The following is a 15,692-nucleotide window of genomic DNA, read 5'->3' on the forward strand; positions in this document are numbered from 1 at the left end:
AGCAAATCCTGTTCCTTTTTAAGCAAACATAATTTTAAAGTTTGTTAATATCGATGTGTCGTCCGCAAAATCATTTAATTTTTCTAATTTTGGTAAAATCGTGATTAAAAATGAAAATCAAAATTATTACCCTATCCATAACTGCTCTTGCAATGAACATGGTGAGTTCCCAAAAAATGAATTACCCCGAAACGAAAAAAATTCAGCAATCCGATACCTATTTCGGAACGTCGGTCGCTGATCCCTACCGATGGCTGGAAGATGACCGCGCTGAAGAGACAAAAGACTGGGTTCAGAGGGAAGTAGCCTTAACCAATGATTACTTGTCGAAAATTCCGTTCCGGGAAGAAATCCGGGCGCAGCTGAAAGACATCTGGAATTACGAAAAAATTGGAGCTCCTTTCAAAGAAGGAGATTTTACTTATTTTTATAAAAACGACGGACTTCAGGCACAGTCTGTTCTTTACAGAACCGGTAAAACCGGCGAAACAGAAGTTTTTTTGGATCCAAATAAATTTTCAGACAAAGGAACTACCTCATTAGCAGGAGTTTCATTCAACAAGAAAGGAAATCTGGTGGCCTACTCCATTTCAGAAGGCGGCAGCGACTGGAACAAGATCATAGTTATGGATGCCGTTACAAAGAAAATCATTGATGAAACGATTGTGGATGTGAAATTTTCCGGAGCTTCATGGTCGGGCGATAAAGGTTTCTTCTATTCAAGCTACGACAAGCCGAAAGGCAGTGAACTTTCTGCGAAAACAGACACCCATAAAGTGTATTTTCATCAACTTGGAACAAAACAGTCTGAAGATCAGCTGGTAATTGGCGGCGAAAAATTCAAACGCAGATATATGGGAATAGGCGTTTCGGAAGATGAGAGGTTTGAAGTTTTGAGCGCTTCCGAGGCAACTTCTGGAAATGAGCTTTATATCAAAGATCTGAAAAATAAAACCGAATTTATTGGGGTGCAGAAAGGCTATGATTTCAATACAGATTTCGTCGATTCTAAAGATGATTTCATTTACGCACTGACTGATAAAAATGCGCCGAATATGCGCCTGGTAAAATTCAATATCAATAAACCTGATGTTTGGATAGATGTTATTCCTGAAACGGAAAACGTTCTGAGCATTTCCACAGGCGGTGGTTATTTGTTCGCAAAATACATGAAAGATGCCGTTACTTCGGTAAAACAGTTTGATTATGACGGAAAACTCATCAGAATCATCGATTTACCGGGAATTGGAACAGCTTCCGGATTTGGTGGCAAAGAAGAGGAAAAGGATCTGTATTTTTCTTTTACCAATTATATCACGCCAGGAACCATTTATAAATACAATGCAGAGACGGGGAAATCAGAAATTTACCAAAAGCCGAAAGTAAAGTTCAATCCCGAAAACTATGTTTCGGAACAGGTATTCTATACTTCCAAAGACGGAACTAAAATTCCGATGATGATCAATTATAAAAAAGGCACAAAACTTAACGGCAAAAATCCTACAATTCTTTATTCATACGGAGGCTTCAACATCAGCCTGCAGCCTGCTTTTTCAGTAGTAAATGCGATCTGGATGGAAAACGGCGGAATTTATGCGGTTCCCAACATTCGTGGCGGTGGAGAATACGGTAAAAAATGGCATGATGCGGGAACGAAAATGCAGAAAAAGAATGTATTTGATGATTTCATCGCGGCAGGCGAATATCTGCAGAAAAACGGATATACTTCCAAAGAATTTATGGCGCTTTCCGGAAGATCAAACGGCGGGCTTCTTGTGGGTGCGACAATGACGAAGCGTCCGGATTTGGCGAAAGTGGCGTTCCCCGGAGTGGGCGTTCTGGATATGTTACGGTATAATAAATTCACCGCCGGAGCCGGCTGGAGCTATGATTACGGAACTGCGGAAGACAGCCGGGAAATGTTCGAGTATCTGAAATCCTATTCACCGGTGCATAACGTGAAAAAAGGAGTCTGTTATCCTTCAACAATGATTATAACAAGCGACCATGACGATCGTGTAGTTCCTGCCCATTCTTTCAAATTCGGCGCAGAGCTTCAGGAAAAACAGTCCTGCAACAATCCCGTTTTGGTAAGAATCGAAGTGAATGCAGGTCATGGCGCAGGCAGAAGTACCGATCAGGTTATCGGGGAAAATGCAGATATCATCAGTTTTGCCCTTTATGAAATGGGAGCGAGAAAACTGAACAAATAAGCTTCAAATTCGTAATTCTTCCTCGTCTTATCATTAAAATTTAGACATCTATTGCTATAAGCTCTGATGTTGCACGGTTTTTGAAGGAAATATAATTATTAAAAATTAAAATTATGGAAAAACCAAAGCCAATGCTTACGCTTAGTCAGGTAATGGCAAGACTGGCAAAAAAGGGAATCACCCAGGAATTCAGAATGAACGAAAACAGCGAAATGAAACTTTCCGGTGAAGACAGAATTTTTACTGCAGATGAAATGAAGATTAAAAAATCTTACCGCTTTGAAGGAGACAGCAACCCGGATGACAATGCCGTGCTTTATGTGGCACAGTCAGCAGACGGTAAAAAAGGAATGATCATCGATTCCTACGGGGCTGACAGTAATTATCCAGGTGAAGCGTTTGACAATTTTATCCGAAACATCCCGATAGAGGAAGACGACGAATACAATTTTGATTAAAAAAAAGCAGAAATTAATTTTCTGCTTTTTCTTTTTTCTTGAAAACCTTACGGAAAATACCTTTCTTTTCCTGAACCTTTTCTGTAATATTCTCTTTCTTGGCTCCTACGTTTTCTTTTACTTTTTCAATCTTGTCTTTGGCTGCCGTTTTCGTATCCTTAACGGTACTCTTTCCCTGCTGAAGGGCTCCTTTCGTGTCACTTACCGTATTCTTAATCGATTTTTCAGTATTCTCTATATTTTTCCCGATCAATGTTTTTTTAAGACCTTCTTCAATACCTTTCCAGAAAAGATTGAAGAATGATTTGGTCTTATCGCGCTGTACATTATCCACCACAACTGACTCAGGATAATTCCCTGAATCGGTTCTTACAAAGATATTTGCAACCGCTGAGAGGAGTTTGTTCTTTTCACCGGTGGTCTTTAAAATTTCTACGCGCAAATCTTTATGTTTCATATTCACGGTTCCGTTAAGACCCAGATAATTTCCCTTAAAATTAAAAATCAGATCCGAAATCTCTCCTGTCGCTCTGATCTTCAGATATGGCTCAATAAACGGATTAATCCGCGATGCTGGTAAATCAGAAATATTTCCCGCGATCGAAAACGCATCGTTCATCTGCGCTGTATCAAAACTCCATTTTACATTCATCGGCGATGCATCCATAAAACGGCAGGATATCGTGATCGGAACCAAAGTCGGAGCGCCTTTCATTTTTCCGGAATTCAGATTTTTTACATTCATATTGAAATTTCCGAAAGTCAGTTTTCCGGGTCCTTCACTCTGCTTCGTATCTTCTTCATATACGAGTACAGAATTTTTAATGTCGAGATTCTGGATAAGGAAAGGAAACTTAATACTCCTCAACAGTTTCGAATACAGCGGTTTTTCGGTTAAGTCATCTTTTGGCAGTTTGCTGCGGAAAATATTGGCGTTCATGCCGTTCAAAGTCGCCTGAGAAACTTTGACAGATTTTTCTGTACTGAGGAAATCCCAAGTGCCCTGCATATTGATCTGGCTGATTTTCAAATCATACAAATCTTTTTCTGTGGGGATCATCCTGAGGAATTGGCTCCGCGAAACCAAAGGTTTTACCGCAAAGTTAGACATCTGCAGTGTTTTGTTGCTCACTTTTAAAAGACTGCTGCTCAGACTGTAATACGGATTGATGCGGTAACTGAAATTTTTAGTGGAAAGCTGATAATTCCCGATTTTAAACGGAAATCCGCTTTTTACCGTTTCCGCATTCATCTCAATATTCTGGATATTCAGATTGAGCTGATTTAAAGACAATGGCTTATTCTGACTCTCGTAAACAAGGTTGCTGTTTCTCACCACCACATTTTTCACCGTAAGCGGATAATGAATGCCTTCGAAACCAGGTTTTTTCTTCGCCTGACCGCTGCCTGACTTTATTTTGCCGTTCAGATTGGTGACCAGAACGTTTTCGATATCGAGTTTCAGTTTTTTATCGATAAATTTCCATTCATTGATCTTCAAATTTAGCTGACTTGCGGTAAGATCGAGCAATGTTTTATCGGAGCCTGCAACCGCGGGTTTTGCGGAGATATTTCTGATGTCAGCAGAATGAGGATTCATCGCAAAAGCGCCTGCTGTAATTTTTTGGGAAGATGAAGCAAACAGAATCTGGCGGCCGTCAATTTTATAATCTTCAAATGAAAACGGTAAATTTCCTTTTGCCGTTTCCTCATCCATCTTCAGCTTACTTACGTTTACATTCAAATTTCCGGCATTGAATTTCGGGGTTCCGTCCGGTTTAAGAATACTCACCACCGCATTTTTAAACACTACATTTTCCAGTTCCACTTCGTAAGTGAAGGGTTTGTCTTTTTTTGCAGTTTTTACATCGGTTGTAAATAGTTTGAGGTTCGGATTTTCAAAATAGACATTGCTCAGGGTAATTTCTTTGCTTTTTAAAGCCATGTCCTTAAAGTTCATTTGCGAAGCCTTAAAATCAAAGAGCTGCTGTTTTTTTGGAAAAAATTTCCGGAAATTCTGAAAGGAAAGCAAAGGAATCATCGCAAAATTTCTGATGCTCATTTCTCCGTTTTCAGTAGTGATGAAAGAGGCGGTGAAAGCATACACATTATCAGGACGGTAATAAAAATTCCGTCCCTTAAGGTCGTACTGATCAAAAACTACAGGAAGTTTGCTTTCCACAGATTCTTCAGTCATTTCCAGATTCTCAACATTCAGCACGAGATCCTTTACTGAAAAAAGTTTCTGTTTTGTATGACGGAAAATCTGAATATTTCCGTTTTTTATTGAAATATTGTCGAAGGCAAGAGGATTTTGCTTTTTTTCTGTCGATTTATCCTTCGGCTTGGCCAAAGTAATATTGATGTTTGGATTTTTCAGAATCAGGTTGCTGGAACTGATTCTTTTGTTGAAAACCGCATCATAAATACCGAGCCTGCTTATCGAAAGCGTATCAACCGTTCCCTGAAGCCCTATAACCTCCTGATTCTGCGGATTCTTGCTGTTTATCGTAATTCCGGTTGCGAAAATATTTCCGTTACCCAGATTAACGTCCAGAGATTGGTAAGAAACGGTGTAATGGGAGTTATTTTTTATGTAACGCGGAAGATTTTTCTGGATCCAGAAATTCAGACCAAAATTCGCAATAAGGAATAGCACAAGCAATACTCCCAATATAATTGCTGAAACTTTCTGCCATTTTTTCATATTCTAAATAATAAACGAAATTGTGTATAAACTTACAACTTATAAAAAGAATAAGGCCTGAATTATGTTTGCGAAGTTATAATTAATGTCTATAATCGAGATGTGATTAAACAGTAAGTTCAACAACATATCCTTCGTGCGCTCTAACATTCAGAAAACTACCGCCCTCAAAACTAAGATACTGTCCTTTTATCCCATTTAAAACGCCTTCAAACTCGGGCATTTTATCGAGCGTAAACGAAGTGATTTTTTCCGGAGCTTCATACGGGTAATCAAGCCTGACCATGGTGTGGTCTTTAGTATAGAAATTTTTAAAATTTTCCGGGAAATAATTTTTTATTTTCTCACGAAAATCTGCGAGATCCAAATCATCTTCAAAATCATCTTCCAGCATTTTTTTCCAGTTGGTTTTATCAGCAAGATGCTCCTTCATCGCCACCTCAATCATTCCGGCTTCGTAGCGGTTCTCGGTTATTGCAATCGGAAGCGCGAAAGTGGCACCCTGGTCAATCCAGCGGGTCGGAATCTGCGTATCCCTCGTCACTCCTACCTTCACATCTCCGGTGTACGCCAGATAAACAATGTGTGGCTGTAGCTGTATGGATTTTTCAATTTCCAGATCCCGTTCGCCAATTCCCAGATGTGCGGTAGAAAGTTCTGGCCGAATAATAGTATCGCTCGCATAAGGGCTTTCAAAAAAACATTTTTTGCAGAACCCCATTCTGTAGACCTTTTCATCTTTACCGCAGTTCACACATTCATATCCGGTATGTTTGATCCTGATATTTTTACCGATGAGCTGGTTCATGTTGATTAAATCATCCGAAAGATTCAGAAAATATTGAATGGGTTTTGCGTTTTGCGTGGCCATTTTCAGGATTTGTCCGGAGAACTGCATAATTAAATATTTTCAGTAAAAATAATGATTTGATTTTAATTAAATTTGTTGGGTAAATAACGAAAATGAATTATCTTGTTACCGGCGGCAGCGGATTTATCGGTTCTCATTTGGTGGAACATCTGCTGAAAAATGGACATTCTGTCATTAACATTGACAATTTTGATGATTTTTATGATTATAAAATAAAAATTAAAAATACTTTGGAATCCGTTGGAAAAATTTCTGAATTTACTTTCCGGACCAGGGAACATGATGTTCAGAAACTGATTTTTGAAACTTCTTCTTCTAATTATCAGCTGTATTATCAGGACATTCGCGATAAAAACGGACTGGAAAAAATATTTTCAAAGCACCGGATAAATGCCGTTATCCATTTGGCAGCACTGGCCGGAGTCCGTCCTTCCATTGAAAAACCTCTGGAGTATGAAGAGGTGAACATCAAAGGAACCATGAATATTTGGGAACTTTGTCGGGAGTTCAGGATCAATAAATTCGTTGGAGCCTCCAGCTCAAGTGTTTACGGCAACAACGAAAAGATTCCGTTCTCAGAAACAGATCATGTAGACCAACCCATTTCACCGTATGCTGCCACCAAAAGATGCGGAGAAATTCTTGGTCACGTGTATCATCATCTTTACAGAATCGACATGATTCATTTAAGGTTTTTTACGGTTTACGGGCCGCGTCAAAGACCTGATCTCGCCGTTCATAAATTCACACAGCTGATGGCGGAGAATAAAGAAATTCCTTTCTATGGCGATGGCACCACTGCCCGTGATTACACCTATATCTCAGATATTGTTGCCGGCATTCAGAAATCAATTTCCTATATTGAAAGCCGGGACGGGGTTTACGAGATCATTAACCTTGGAGAAAGCGAGGTCATTACCCTAAATGAGATGGTTGAAAGTATTGAAGCAAGTCTGGAAAAAAGACCTCTGAAAAACATGCTGCCCATGCAGCCCGGCGATGTCTTAAAAACCAATGCCGACATTTCGAAAGCCAGAGCACTAATCGGCTATCAGCCAACCACGTCTTTCCAAAATGGCATAAAAAAATTTATGGAATGGTTTTTGAGAAAATGAGACCGAAACAGGGTTACAACCCTCTCGCTGAATGTTTTTTAATCAAATGAAGAACCGTCAGATTTTAAGCACTGTTAATTAATTTGACAGAAATTTAATTTGAATTCTTTTTCGACACAAAAAATTGAAAATCAGCGGGAAAAAAGTTTGTAATCTCTTCTAATTTTATACTTTTGCAAAAAATTTAATTATATGTATTGGACATTAGAATTGGCTTCTTATTTAAGTGATGCTCCCTGGCCGATGACAAAGGCTGAACTTATTGATTATGCGATAAGAACAGGAGCGCCAATGGAAGTGGTTGAAAATCTTCAGGCTATTGAAGACGAAGGGGAAATTTACGAATCCATTGAAGAGGTTTGGAGCGACTACCCGACAGACGATGACTTTCTCTGGAACGAAGACGAATACTAAAAGTTACAGGCTTTAGGCAATATGCTTTAAGCCTATTTTATTAACATAAGCACGGTGTGCAAAATTGCTTGGTGCCTTGCATTAAGCCTAAAGCTAAAAACATATGGGTTTTATAGACAAAGTTCTTAAAGGATTTCTGGGAGATAAAAATGCTTCTGACCTGAAGGAGGTAAAAAAAGTGGTGAACAAGATCAAGGCTGTTGAACCTGCCATTCAGGAACTTTCTGATGACGGTTTGAGAGAAAAAACGGCCGAGTTCAAAGAAAAACTGAAAACGGCAACCGCCAGTATTACCGTGCAGATCGAAGAAACCAAAGAACAGATCAAAGACGCCACGAATATTGACGAGAAGGAAGCGCTTTTTGCCAAGATAGAAACTTTGAAGAAAGAGTCTTACCAGATTGAAGAAAAAGTCCTGAACGAAATTCTTCCCGAAGCTTTTTCTCTGATTAAAGAAACCTCCAGAAGACTGGCCCAGAACGGAGAAATCCGCGTTACAGCCACCGAAATGGACAGAGAACTGGCATCAACTAAAGATTTCGTGGTACTTGAAGGAGATACCGCCATCTGGAAAAATGAATGGAACGCTGCCGGAACTCCCGTAAAATGGGATATGGTTCATTACGACGTACAGTTTATTGGTGGGGTCGTGCTTCACAGCGGAAAAATTGCCGAAATGGCGACAGGTGAAGGAAAAACTTTAGTAGGAACCCTCCCTATTTATCTCAATGCTCTTCCCGGACGTGGCGTTCACGTGGTGACGGTAAATGATTACCTGGCGAAACGTGACTCGGCCTGGATGGGTCCGCTTTATCAGTTCCACGGTTTATCGATTGACTGTATCGACAATCACCAGCCAAATTCCGATTCCAGAAGAAAAGCCTATCAGTCCAGCATTACCTACGGAACCAATAACGAATTCGGTTTCGATTATCTGAGAGACAATATGGTAACTTCCCCATCCGAACTGGTCCAGGGAGAGTTGAATTTCGCCATCGTTGATGAGGTGGATTCGGTTTTAGTGGATGATGCAAGAACGCCACTGATTATTTCAGGACCGGTGCCGCAGGGAGACCGCCAGGAATATGATGTCCTGAAACCTTCTGTTGACAGGATTGTTGATATCCAGAAAAAAACTGTTTCAGCGATCTTTAATGAAGCCAAAAAATTGATTGCAAACGGAAATACAAAAGAAGGCGGATTCAAACTTTTACAGGCGTACAGAGGTTTGCCGAAAAGCCGCCAGCTGATTAAATTCCTTTCCGAAAGCGGCCACAAAGCGCTTCTTCAGAAAGTTGAAGGTCAGTATATGCAGGACAACAACCGCGATATGCCGATTGCTGATAAAGATCTTTACTTCGTTATTGACGAAAAAAATAACCAGATCGACCTTACTGACAAGGGGGTTGAATATATGTCTGCCGGAAATGAAGACAAGGATTTCTTCGTATTGAATGACATCGGAACTGAAATTGCCGAACTGGAAGCCAAAAATTTATCTAAAGAGGAAGAATTTGAAGCGAAAGAAAAACTTTTCAGCGAGTTTGCCGTAAAATCCGAAAGGGTTCATACGTTGAGCCAGTTATTGAAAGCATACACCTTGTTTGAAAAAGATGATGAATATGTAGTGATTGATGGTGAGGTGAAAATCGTGGATGAGCAAACCGGCCGTATCATGGAAGGAAGACGTTATTCAGACGGACTTCACCAGGCAATTGAAGCGAAAGAAAATGTAAAAATTGAAGCGGCAACGCAAACTTTTGCGACCATTACCCTTCAGAATTATTTCCGGATGTATAACAAGCTTGCTGGGATGACCGGTACTGCAGAAACAGAAGCCGGAGAACTTTGGGAAATTTATAAACTGGATGTAGTCGTAATCCCTACAAACAGACCCATCTCAAGAGACGACCGTCAGGATTTGGTATACAAAACCAACCGCGAAAAATACAACGCCGTAATTGAAGAAATTGAGCGTCTAACAGCACAGGGAAGACCCGTTCTGGTTGGAACCACCTCTGTGGAAATTTCACAGTTGTTATCAAAAGCACTACAGCTGAGAAAGATCCAGCACAACGTACTGAATGCAAAACTCCACGCAAGAGAAGCGGAAATTGTAGCTTCTGCAGGTGGACCGGGTGTTGTAACCATTGCCACCAACATGGCGGGAAGAGGAACCGACATCAAGCTTTTGGGCGATGTGAAACAGAACGGAGGTTTAGCCATTATCGGTACCGAAAGACATGATTCCAGAAGGGTCGACCGTCAGTTGAGAGGTCGTGCCGGAAGACAGGGTGATCCGGGAAGTTCCCAGTTCTATGTGTCTTTGGAAGACAACCTGATGCGACTTTTCGGTTCCGAAAGAATTGCGAAAATGATGGACAGAATGGGTCATAAGGAAGGTGAAGTGATTCAGCACGGCATGATTTCAAAATCCATCGAAAGAGCGCAGAAAAAAGTAGAGGAAAACAACTTCGGAATCCGAAAAAGACTGTTGGAATATGATGATGTAATGAACAAACAGCGTGATGTCATCTACAAAAGAAGAAAGAACGCCTTGTTCGGTGATCACCTGAAGTATGATATCTCAAACATGATCTTCGATGTTTCCCAGTCAATCGTTTCAAAAACGAAGGCTCAGGGCGACTACAAAGAGTTTGAATACGAAATCATCAAGCATTTCACGATGGAAGCTCCGGTTTCCGAAAGCGAGTTTAAAACAAAACCCGTTACGGAACTCACCAATCTTCTTTTCAACGCGGCCACTGAAGATTACCGCATGAGACTGAATCTATTGAAGGAAAAATCGTTCCCGATCATTGAAAACGTTTACCAGAACCAGGGTTCAATGTTCAAAATGATTCAGGTTCCTTTTACCGACGGAATAAAAACAATGACCATTGTTACTGACCTGAAAGAAGCTTATGAAACCAAATGCGAATCGCTCATCAACGATTTCGAGAAAAATATTTCCCTCGCCATTATTGATGAAAACTGGAAACTTCATTTGAGAGAGATGGATGATTTACGGAAATCTTCTCAAGGCGCAGTTTATGAGCAGAAAGATCCGTTGGTGATTTACAAACAGGAATCCTTCTACCTCTTCACCGAAATGGTGGAAAAAGTAAACAGAGACATTGTTTCCTTCCTTTACAAAGGCGAAATTCCTGCGTAATCTAAAAAAACAACTTAAATATTCAATAAAAAAACTTCTTCAGATTTCCTGAAGAAGTTTTTTGTGAACCCAATATGAATTTTTTGTATTTTTAAAGACTAAATCCTCATTAAATGTCATTAATAGATTTGTCTAAACAGGTTGCTCTCGGTATCGATATTGGCGGAACCAACACGAAATACGGACTCGTTAACCACCGCGGCGAAATTCTTGAGAAAGGGAGCATCAGAACTGATGAGTATGATAGGGTGGAGGATTTTATCGATGCGCTGTATCTGACCATCGAGCCTTTATTAAAGAATCACAGCGGTACCCAAAGGCAATTCGACGGAATTGGGGTTGGAGCGCCGAACGCGAACTATTTTACCGGCACCATTGAACAGGCTCCGAATCTTCCTTGGAAAGGCGTAATTCACTTTACCGATCTGATGACAAAAAAATTCGGCGTTCGCTGCAAAATAACCAACGATGCCAATGCTGCTGCACTCGGCGAAATGATGTTCGGTGCAGCGCGGGGGATGAAGGATTTCATCATGATCACCCTCGGAACAGGCGTCGGAAGCGGGATCATCTCCAACGGGAGTTTAATTTACGGCCACGACGGTTTTGCCGGTGAACTCGGACATACCATTGTAAAACCTGGGGGCAGAAAACACTGGAGCACCGGTTCCGAAGGTTCTCTGGAAGCGTATGCATCAGCCACCGGAATTGCCATTACGGCGAAAAAAATGCGCGCTGAATTTCCCGACTCAATGTTAAATTCTTATCCCGAGGACCAGATCAATTCAAAAGTGGTTCATGAATGCGCCAAAAAAGGGGATCCTACCGCCATTGAAGTTTTCCGCTATACCGGCCAGAAACTGGGCGAGGCTTTGGCAAATTTCGTTATGTTTTCTTCTCCTGAAGCCATTCTGCTTTTCGGTGGAGTCATCAAAGCAGGTGATTTCATCCTGAAACCCACGAAACTTCATATGGAACGCAACCTTCTTCCTATTTTCCGCAATAAAGTAAAGCTCGTGTTCAGCGAACTCGACGAAGCCGATGCGGCCATTCTCGGCGCCAGTGCATTGGTTTGGGAAAAGTGACTGACCTGGTTCTAAAATGTAGATTAATTTAATTACAGCAATTGGGTATATTTGGAGTTAACTGTTTACGAAATGAAGGCAATAATTTTATTTTTTTTTCTTTTCTTTTTATATAGTTGTTCAAAAGTAATACCTGCAAGGTTTTGGCAAAATTTTGAAAAAGAAAAAATTGGGACACAATTTTCTGACCAGGGACCTTTTGGTGGAACTGCAGGAATTGTGTGGCAATCTTCAACCACAAAATTTGGCGAAAAAAAAATTCTTGAGTTTGCTAAGAACAATAAATGGATTTTAACTCAAACCATCAATGCAAAAAATGGAGTAATAGACAAAGTCCAAAACAACTATACTTTTGATTTAATCATCGACGAAAAATTGGTTGATGCGGACTTTAAAAATTCCAAAATCTATATTTTTAAAAGTGGAATGATTGCTGTAAAGCCTGGAAATTCGTCTGAAACTGAAGAGAATGGCTTTCTACTTTTGAATGATGAACGAAATAAATTAAAAATGTTTAACAGATGGGGTGAATAAAAAATTCTCCAATCGCTCTGCTTTTAATCTATCTACACAAATTCCCGGTCTCCAACCCCGTCATTCCGGTTCCGAAATGCTCTGTACCATTAATTTAATCCATTGATGGGATAATTTAACCCATTGCTGCCCTGAAAAAGCGAAAATTTCAGGTTGTCTGACCGGAATTTCAAGCGCTTTAATCTAAAATTTACTGAATTGAACCGCAACAGAGAATTAATTTAATGGTCTGACGGGTTAAAACACCTCATCGGAACCGTAAAATAATCCTCCAATGGATGACCTCAGAGAATCTGACCCGCAAAAAAGCATATTATTTAATCATTTCTTAAAATTTTTACGATAGAAAACCGTTATCAGATTATGAATAAGATTTTATTATTTTTGCTGAGTGTTCTGATGATCTCCTGCAACGGGCAGGAAAGCAAGAAGACCTTAACAAAAAATCAAAAAATGGACAGACAGAATTTAGAATATGTCACCTTCGGTGGCGGTTGTTTTTGGTGTGTAGAAAGCTGTTTCAACATGCTTAAAGGCGTAGACGCTGCAGTCTCCGGATATTCCGGCGGTCACAAAGACCATCCCACTTACGAAGAAGTATCTACCGGCGAAACCGGTCATGCAGAAGTGGTGCAGATTGCCTACGACCCGAAAATTATCTCGTATGAACAGCTGATGGATGTGTTCTTCTTCCTTCACGATCCTACACAGCTGAACCGTCAGGGAAATGACGTAGGAACCCAGTACCGGTCTGTGATCTTTTACAAAGACGACGCGGAAAAAGCTAAAGCGGAAGCGGCCCTTAAAAAATCAGAAGCATCCGGAAAATGGAGCGGGAAATATGTAACGGAACTGGTGCCGTTCAAGAAATTCTGGCCGGCAGAGCAGTACCATCAGGGATATTATGAAGCGAATCCCACTCAGCCTTACTGCAGCGCAGTGGTAGGTCCCAAGATCGCGAAATTCAAGAAACATTACGGCGAGCTCGGCATGCTGGAGCCCGAAACGGAATAAAATAAAAGCGGAGATTTTTTCTCCGCTTTTTTATTTTCTGAACATTTCCGTGTGCGGAATGTCATCTTCCAGATATTTTTTGTCCGTTGCTTCAAACCCTAATCCCGAATAAAATTGCAAAAGGTAATCCTGCGCCGATATTCTTACTGCAGTTGTTCTGAATTGGGCTTCTATGGTGTTTAAGGCAAATCTCATGAGGATTTTTCCCAGTTTGAGCCGTCTGAATTTCTGATTGGTCAGTACCCTTCCGATTGAGGCTTCAGGATATTTGATTCCTGGAGCAAAAATCCGACAGTAAGCCGTGACTTCGCTGTCCTGTTCTGCCCATAGATGAAGTGCTTTTTCATCGTATCCGTCGAGATCAGGATAAGGACAGTTCTGTTCCACTACGAAAACATCGATCCTTGCCTTTACAATATCATGAAATTCTTTCGTGGAGAGTTCCGCGAATGATTTGATGTTCCAGACGAGGTCTTTCATTCAAAAACAATTTTATTTTCAACAAAAAACTGATTGGTTTTCGAAATAAATTTCAGGATTTCGTCGCCGCCTATCTTTTTCTCCGCCGAGGTCACATAAATCTCTGGAAGGTCTTCCCAGGTTTTCAGCAGTTCCGTTTTGTAGTGTTCAATATTTGCAATTACGGTGTTTGGTTTCAGTTTATCTGTTTTTGTGAAGACGATGGAAAAAGGGATTCCGTTTTCGCCGCACCATTCAATAAATTCAACATCAATTAACTGCGGAGTATGGCGGGAATCGATCAGCACAAAAAGATTGGCCAGGTTTTTCCGGTTCAGCATATAGTTCGTGTTGATCTTTTCGAAATCCCGTCTCATGCTTTTTGAAACCCTTGCATAACCGTAGCCCGGCAAATCGGTCAGATACCACTTTTCATTGATGATGAAATGGTTAATGAGTTGGGTTTTTCCCGGAGTCTGTGACGTTTTTGCCAGATCCTTAAAATTCAGCATGGCATTGATGAGGGAAGATTTTCCGACATTCGACCGCCCGATGAAGGCATATTCCGGGAATATCGGTTCCGGACAGTCCTGCCATCTCGAACTGCTTTTTACAAATTCCGCTGTTTTGATTACCATTTCTGAATATTTTTTCAAATTTAAGGAAATAAAAAATGGAAGATTAAACTTCCATTTTCTTATTGTCTCTTTTTTGGAGCCAGCTGTACAGAATTTCGTTGAATTCGTCGGGCTTTTCCATCATCGCCGCATGTCCGCAACGGTCAATCCAGTATAAATCGGAATCGGGAAGAAATTTATTCATATCCACCGCAACTTCCGGCGGTGTAACATTATCCTGTTTTCCCCAGATCAGACACACAGGCGTCTGAATTCTCGGCAGATCTTTGAGCATATTGTGTTTGATAGCGCTTCGTGCAAGCATAACGGTTTTGATGCCTTTCATTCGGTCGTTGACTACCGAAAACACTTCATCTACGAGCTCCTCTGTAGCTACAATAGGGTCGTAAAAAACTTCTTCAGTCTTCTTTTTGATGTATTCTTTATCGCTTTTTCTTGGGAAACTGTCGCCGAAAGTTCTTTCGTAAAGACCGGAACTCCCAGTAAGCACAAGATGTTTGATAAGATCAGGTCTGGCAAGAGTCAATATGAGGCCGACATGTCCACCCATGGAATTTCCTACAATCGTAACCGGTTCCGTGGTTTTTTCTTCGATGAATTTCCCAACGAATTTTGCAATGGTAGTGAGATTTGTATTTAACACCGTGAGATCATAAATGGGCAGCACGGGAACAAAAACCTTGTATCCTCTTTCAGAAAAAAAACTGATGGTTTTATCGAAATTGCTTAAACCGCCCATTAAACCGTGCAGTAAAATTAATGGATGCCCTTCACCCGCCTCAATAAAAGTGAATTTCTTTTCTTTTTTTGTTATGAATCTCATATAAACGCTTATCAGCCTTGCAAAAATACAAATTTAACACCAACTTCATTTACCTTAAATGAATTTTCAATAAATGTATGAATTTTAAGAACATCCTCGTAATTAATTTTTATCCATTCACGCTATTATTCCCGTTCTCATAACCGCTTTTATATCAAACATTTAATGATCAAAACCAAAACTTAT

General features: G+C 40.4%; 13 protein-coding genes. 8 read left to right on the forward strand and 5 right to left on the reverse strand.

Going from position 1 to position 15,692, the window contains the following annotated elements; genetic code table 11:
* Positions 1 to 110: 110 nt before the first annotated feature.
* Both FUA25_RS08610 and FUA25_RS08615 read left to right on the forward strand, forming a co-directional pair.
* Positions 111 to 2,213, forward strand: a complete 2,103-nt coding sequence (locus FUA25_RS08610) for a prolyl oligopeptidase family serine peptidase (RefSeq protein WP_147756511.1) — start codon at positions 111 to 113, stop codon at positions 2,211 to 2,213.
* 113 nt (positions 2,214 to 2,326) lie between these two features.
* Entirely contained in the window at positions 2,327 to 2,671 is a 345-nt protein-coding gene (locus FUA25_RS08615) for a hypothetical protein (RefSeq protein WP_147756512.1), read from the forward strand.
* 13 nt (positions 2,672 to 2,684) lie between these two features.
* Here FUA25_RS08615 and FUA25_RS08620 read toward each other — a convergent pair whose 3' ends face one another.
* Together FUA25_RS08620 and FUA25_RS08625 are read right to left on the reverse strand one after the other, a co-directional pair.
* Positions 2,685 to 5,378, reverse strand: coding sequence for a hypothetical protein (locus FUA25_RS08620; protein WP_147756513.1), 2,694 nt, complete (start codon positions 5,376 to 5,378; stop codon positions 2,685 to 2,687).
* A 106-nt stretch (positions 5,379 to 5,484) separates the two neighbouring features.
* Positions 5,485 to 6,276, reverse strand: coding sequence for a DUF2797 domain-containing protein (locus FUA25_RS08625; RefSeq protein ID WP_147756514.1), 792 nt, complete (start codon positions 6,274 to 6,276; stop codon positions 5,485 to 5,487).
* Positions 6,277 to 6,341: 65 nt separating this feature from the next.
* On the opposite strand from FUA25_RS08625, the gene FUA25_RS08630 reads away from it, so the two are divergent.
* From FUA25_RS08630 to msrA, 6 genes are all read left to right on the forward strand, one after another.
* Positions 6,342 to 7,364: a GDP-mannose 4,6-dehydratase gene (locus FUA25_RS08630; protein ID WP_147756515.1), complete on the forward strand. Its 1,023-nt coding sequence runs from the start codon at positions 6,342 to 6,344 to the stop codon at positions 7,362 to 7,364.
* A gap of 192 nt (positions 7,365 to 7,556) precedes the next feature.
* The gene (locus FUA25_RS08635; RefSeq protein WP_015807225.1) at positions 7,557 to 7,778 is read left to right on the forward strand and encodes a DUF2795 domain-containing protein; all 222 of its coding nucleotides are present in this window, start codon (positions 7,557 to 7,559) and stop codon (positions 7,776 to 7,778) included.
* A gap of 103 nt (positions 7,779 to 7,881) precedes the next feature.
* The gene (gene secA, locus FUA25_RS08640) at positions 7,882 to 10,953 is read left to right on the forward strand and encodes a preprotein translocase subunit SecA (protein WP_147756516.1); all 3,072 of its coding nucleotides are present in this window, start codon (positions 7,882 to 7,884) and stop codon (positions 10,951 to 10,953) included.
* Between the two features lie 113 nt (positions 10,954 to 11,066).
* Positions 11,067 to 12,038 carry an ROK family protein gene (locus tag FUA25_RS08645; RefSeq protein ID WP_147756517.1) on the forward strand — a complete coding sequence of 324 codons (972 nt, stop codon included), beginning with the start codon at positions 11,067 to 11,069 and terminating at the stop codon, positions 12,036 to 12,038.
* Between the two features lie 72 nt (positions 12,039 to 12,110).
* Positions 12,111 to 12,572 carry a hypothetical protein gene (locus tag FUA25_RS08650; protein ID WP_147756518.1) on the forward strand — a complete coding sequence of 154 codons (462 nt, stop codon included), beginning with the start codon at positions 12,111 to 12,113 and terminating at the stop codon, positions 12,570 to 12,572.
* A 363-nt stretch (positions 12,573 to 12,935) separates the two neighbouring features.
* Complete coding sequence (msrA, locus tag FUA25_RS08655; protein WP_147756519.1) at positions 12,936 to 13,586, forward strand: peptide-methionine (S)-S-oxide reductase MsrA; 651 nt, start codon at positions 12,936 to 12,938, stop codon at positions 13,584 to 13,586.
* A gap of 30 nt (positions 13,587 to 13,616) precedes the next feature.
* On the opposite strand, the gene FUA25_RS08660 is transcribed toward msrA, so the two are convergent.
* From FUA25_RS08660 to FUA25_RS08670, 3 genes are read right to left on the reverse strand one after another with little or no spacing between them, the layout of a single operon-like run.
* Positions 13,617 to 14,066, reverse strand: coding sequence for a GNAT family N-acetyltransferase (locus FUA25_RS08660; RefSeq protein WP_147756520.1), 450 nt, complete (start codon positions 14,064 to 14,066; stop codon positions 13,617 to 13,619).
* Positions 14,063 to 14,683 carry a ribosome biogenesis GTP-binding protein YihA/YsxC gene (gene yihA / locus FUA25_RS08665; RefSeq protein ID WP_147756521.1) on the reverse strand — a complete coding sequence of 207 codons (621 nt, stop codon included), beginning with the start codon at positions 14,681 to 14,683 and terminating at the stop codon, positions 14,063 to 14,065. Before yihA ends, FUA25_RS08660 begins: the two co-directional genes overlap by 4 nt.
* Before the next feature lie 43 nt (positions 14,684 to 14,726).
* Positions 14,727 to 15,506 (reverse strand): alpha/beta fold hydrolase, encoded by a 780-nt coding sequence (locus tag FUA25_RS08670; RefSeq protein WP_147756522.1) that lies wholly within the window; start codon positions 15,504 to 15,506, stop codon positions 14,727 to 14,729.
* Between the last annotated feature and the right edge of the window lie 186 nt (positions 15,507 to 15,692).

It is taken from the genome of Chryseobacterium sp. (genome assembly GCF_008014695.1).
Taxonomy (GTDB): domain Bacteria; phylum Bacteroidota; class Bacteroidia; order Flavobacteriales; family Weeksellaceae; genus Kaistella.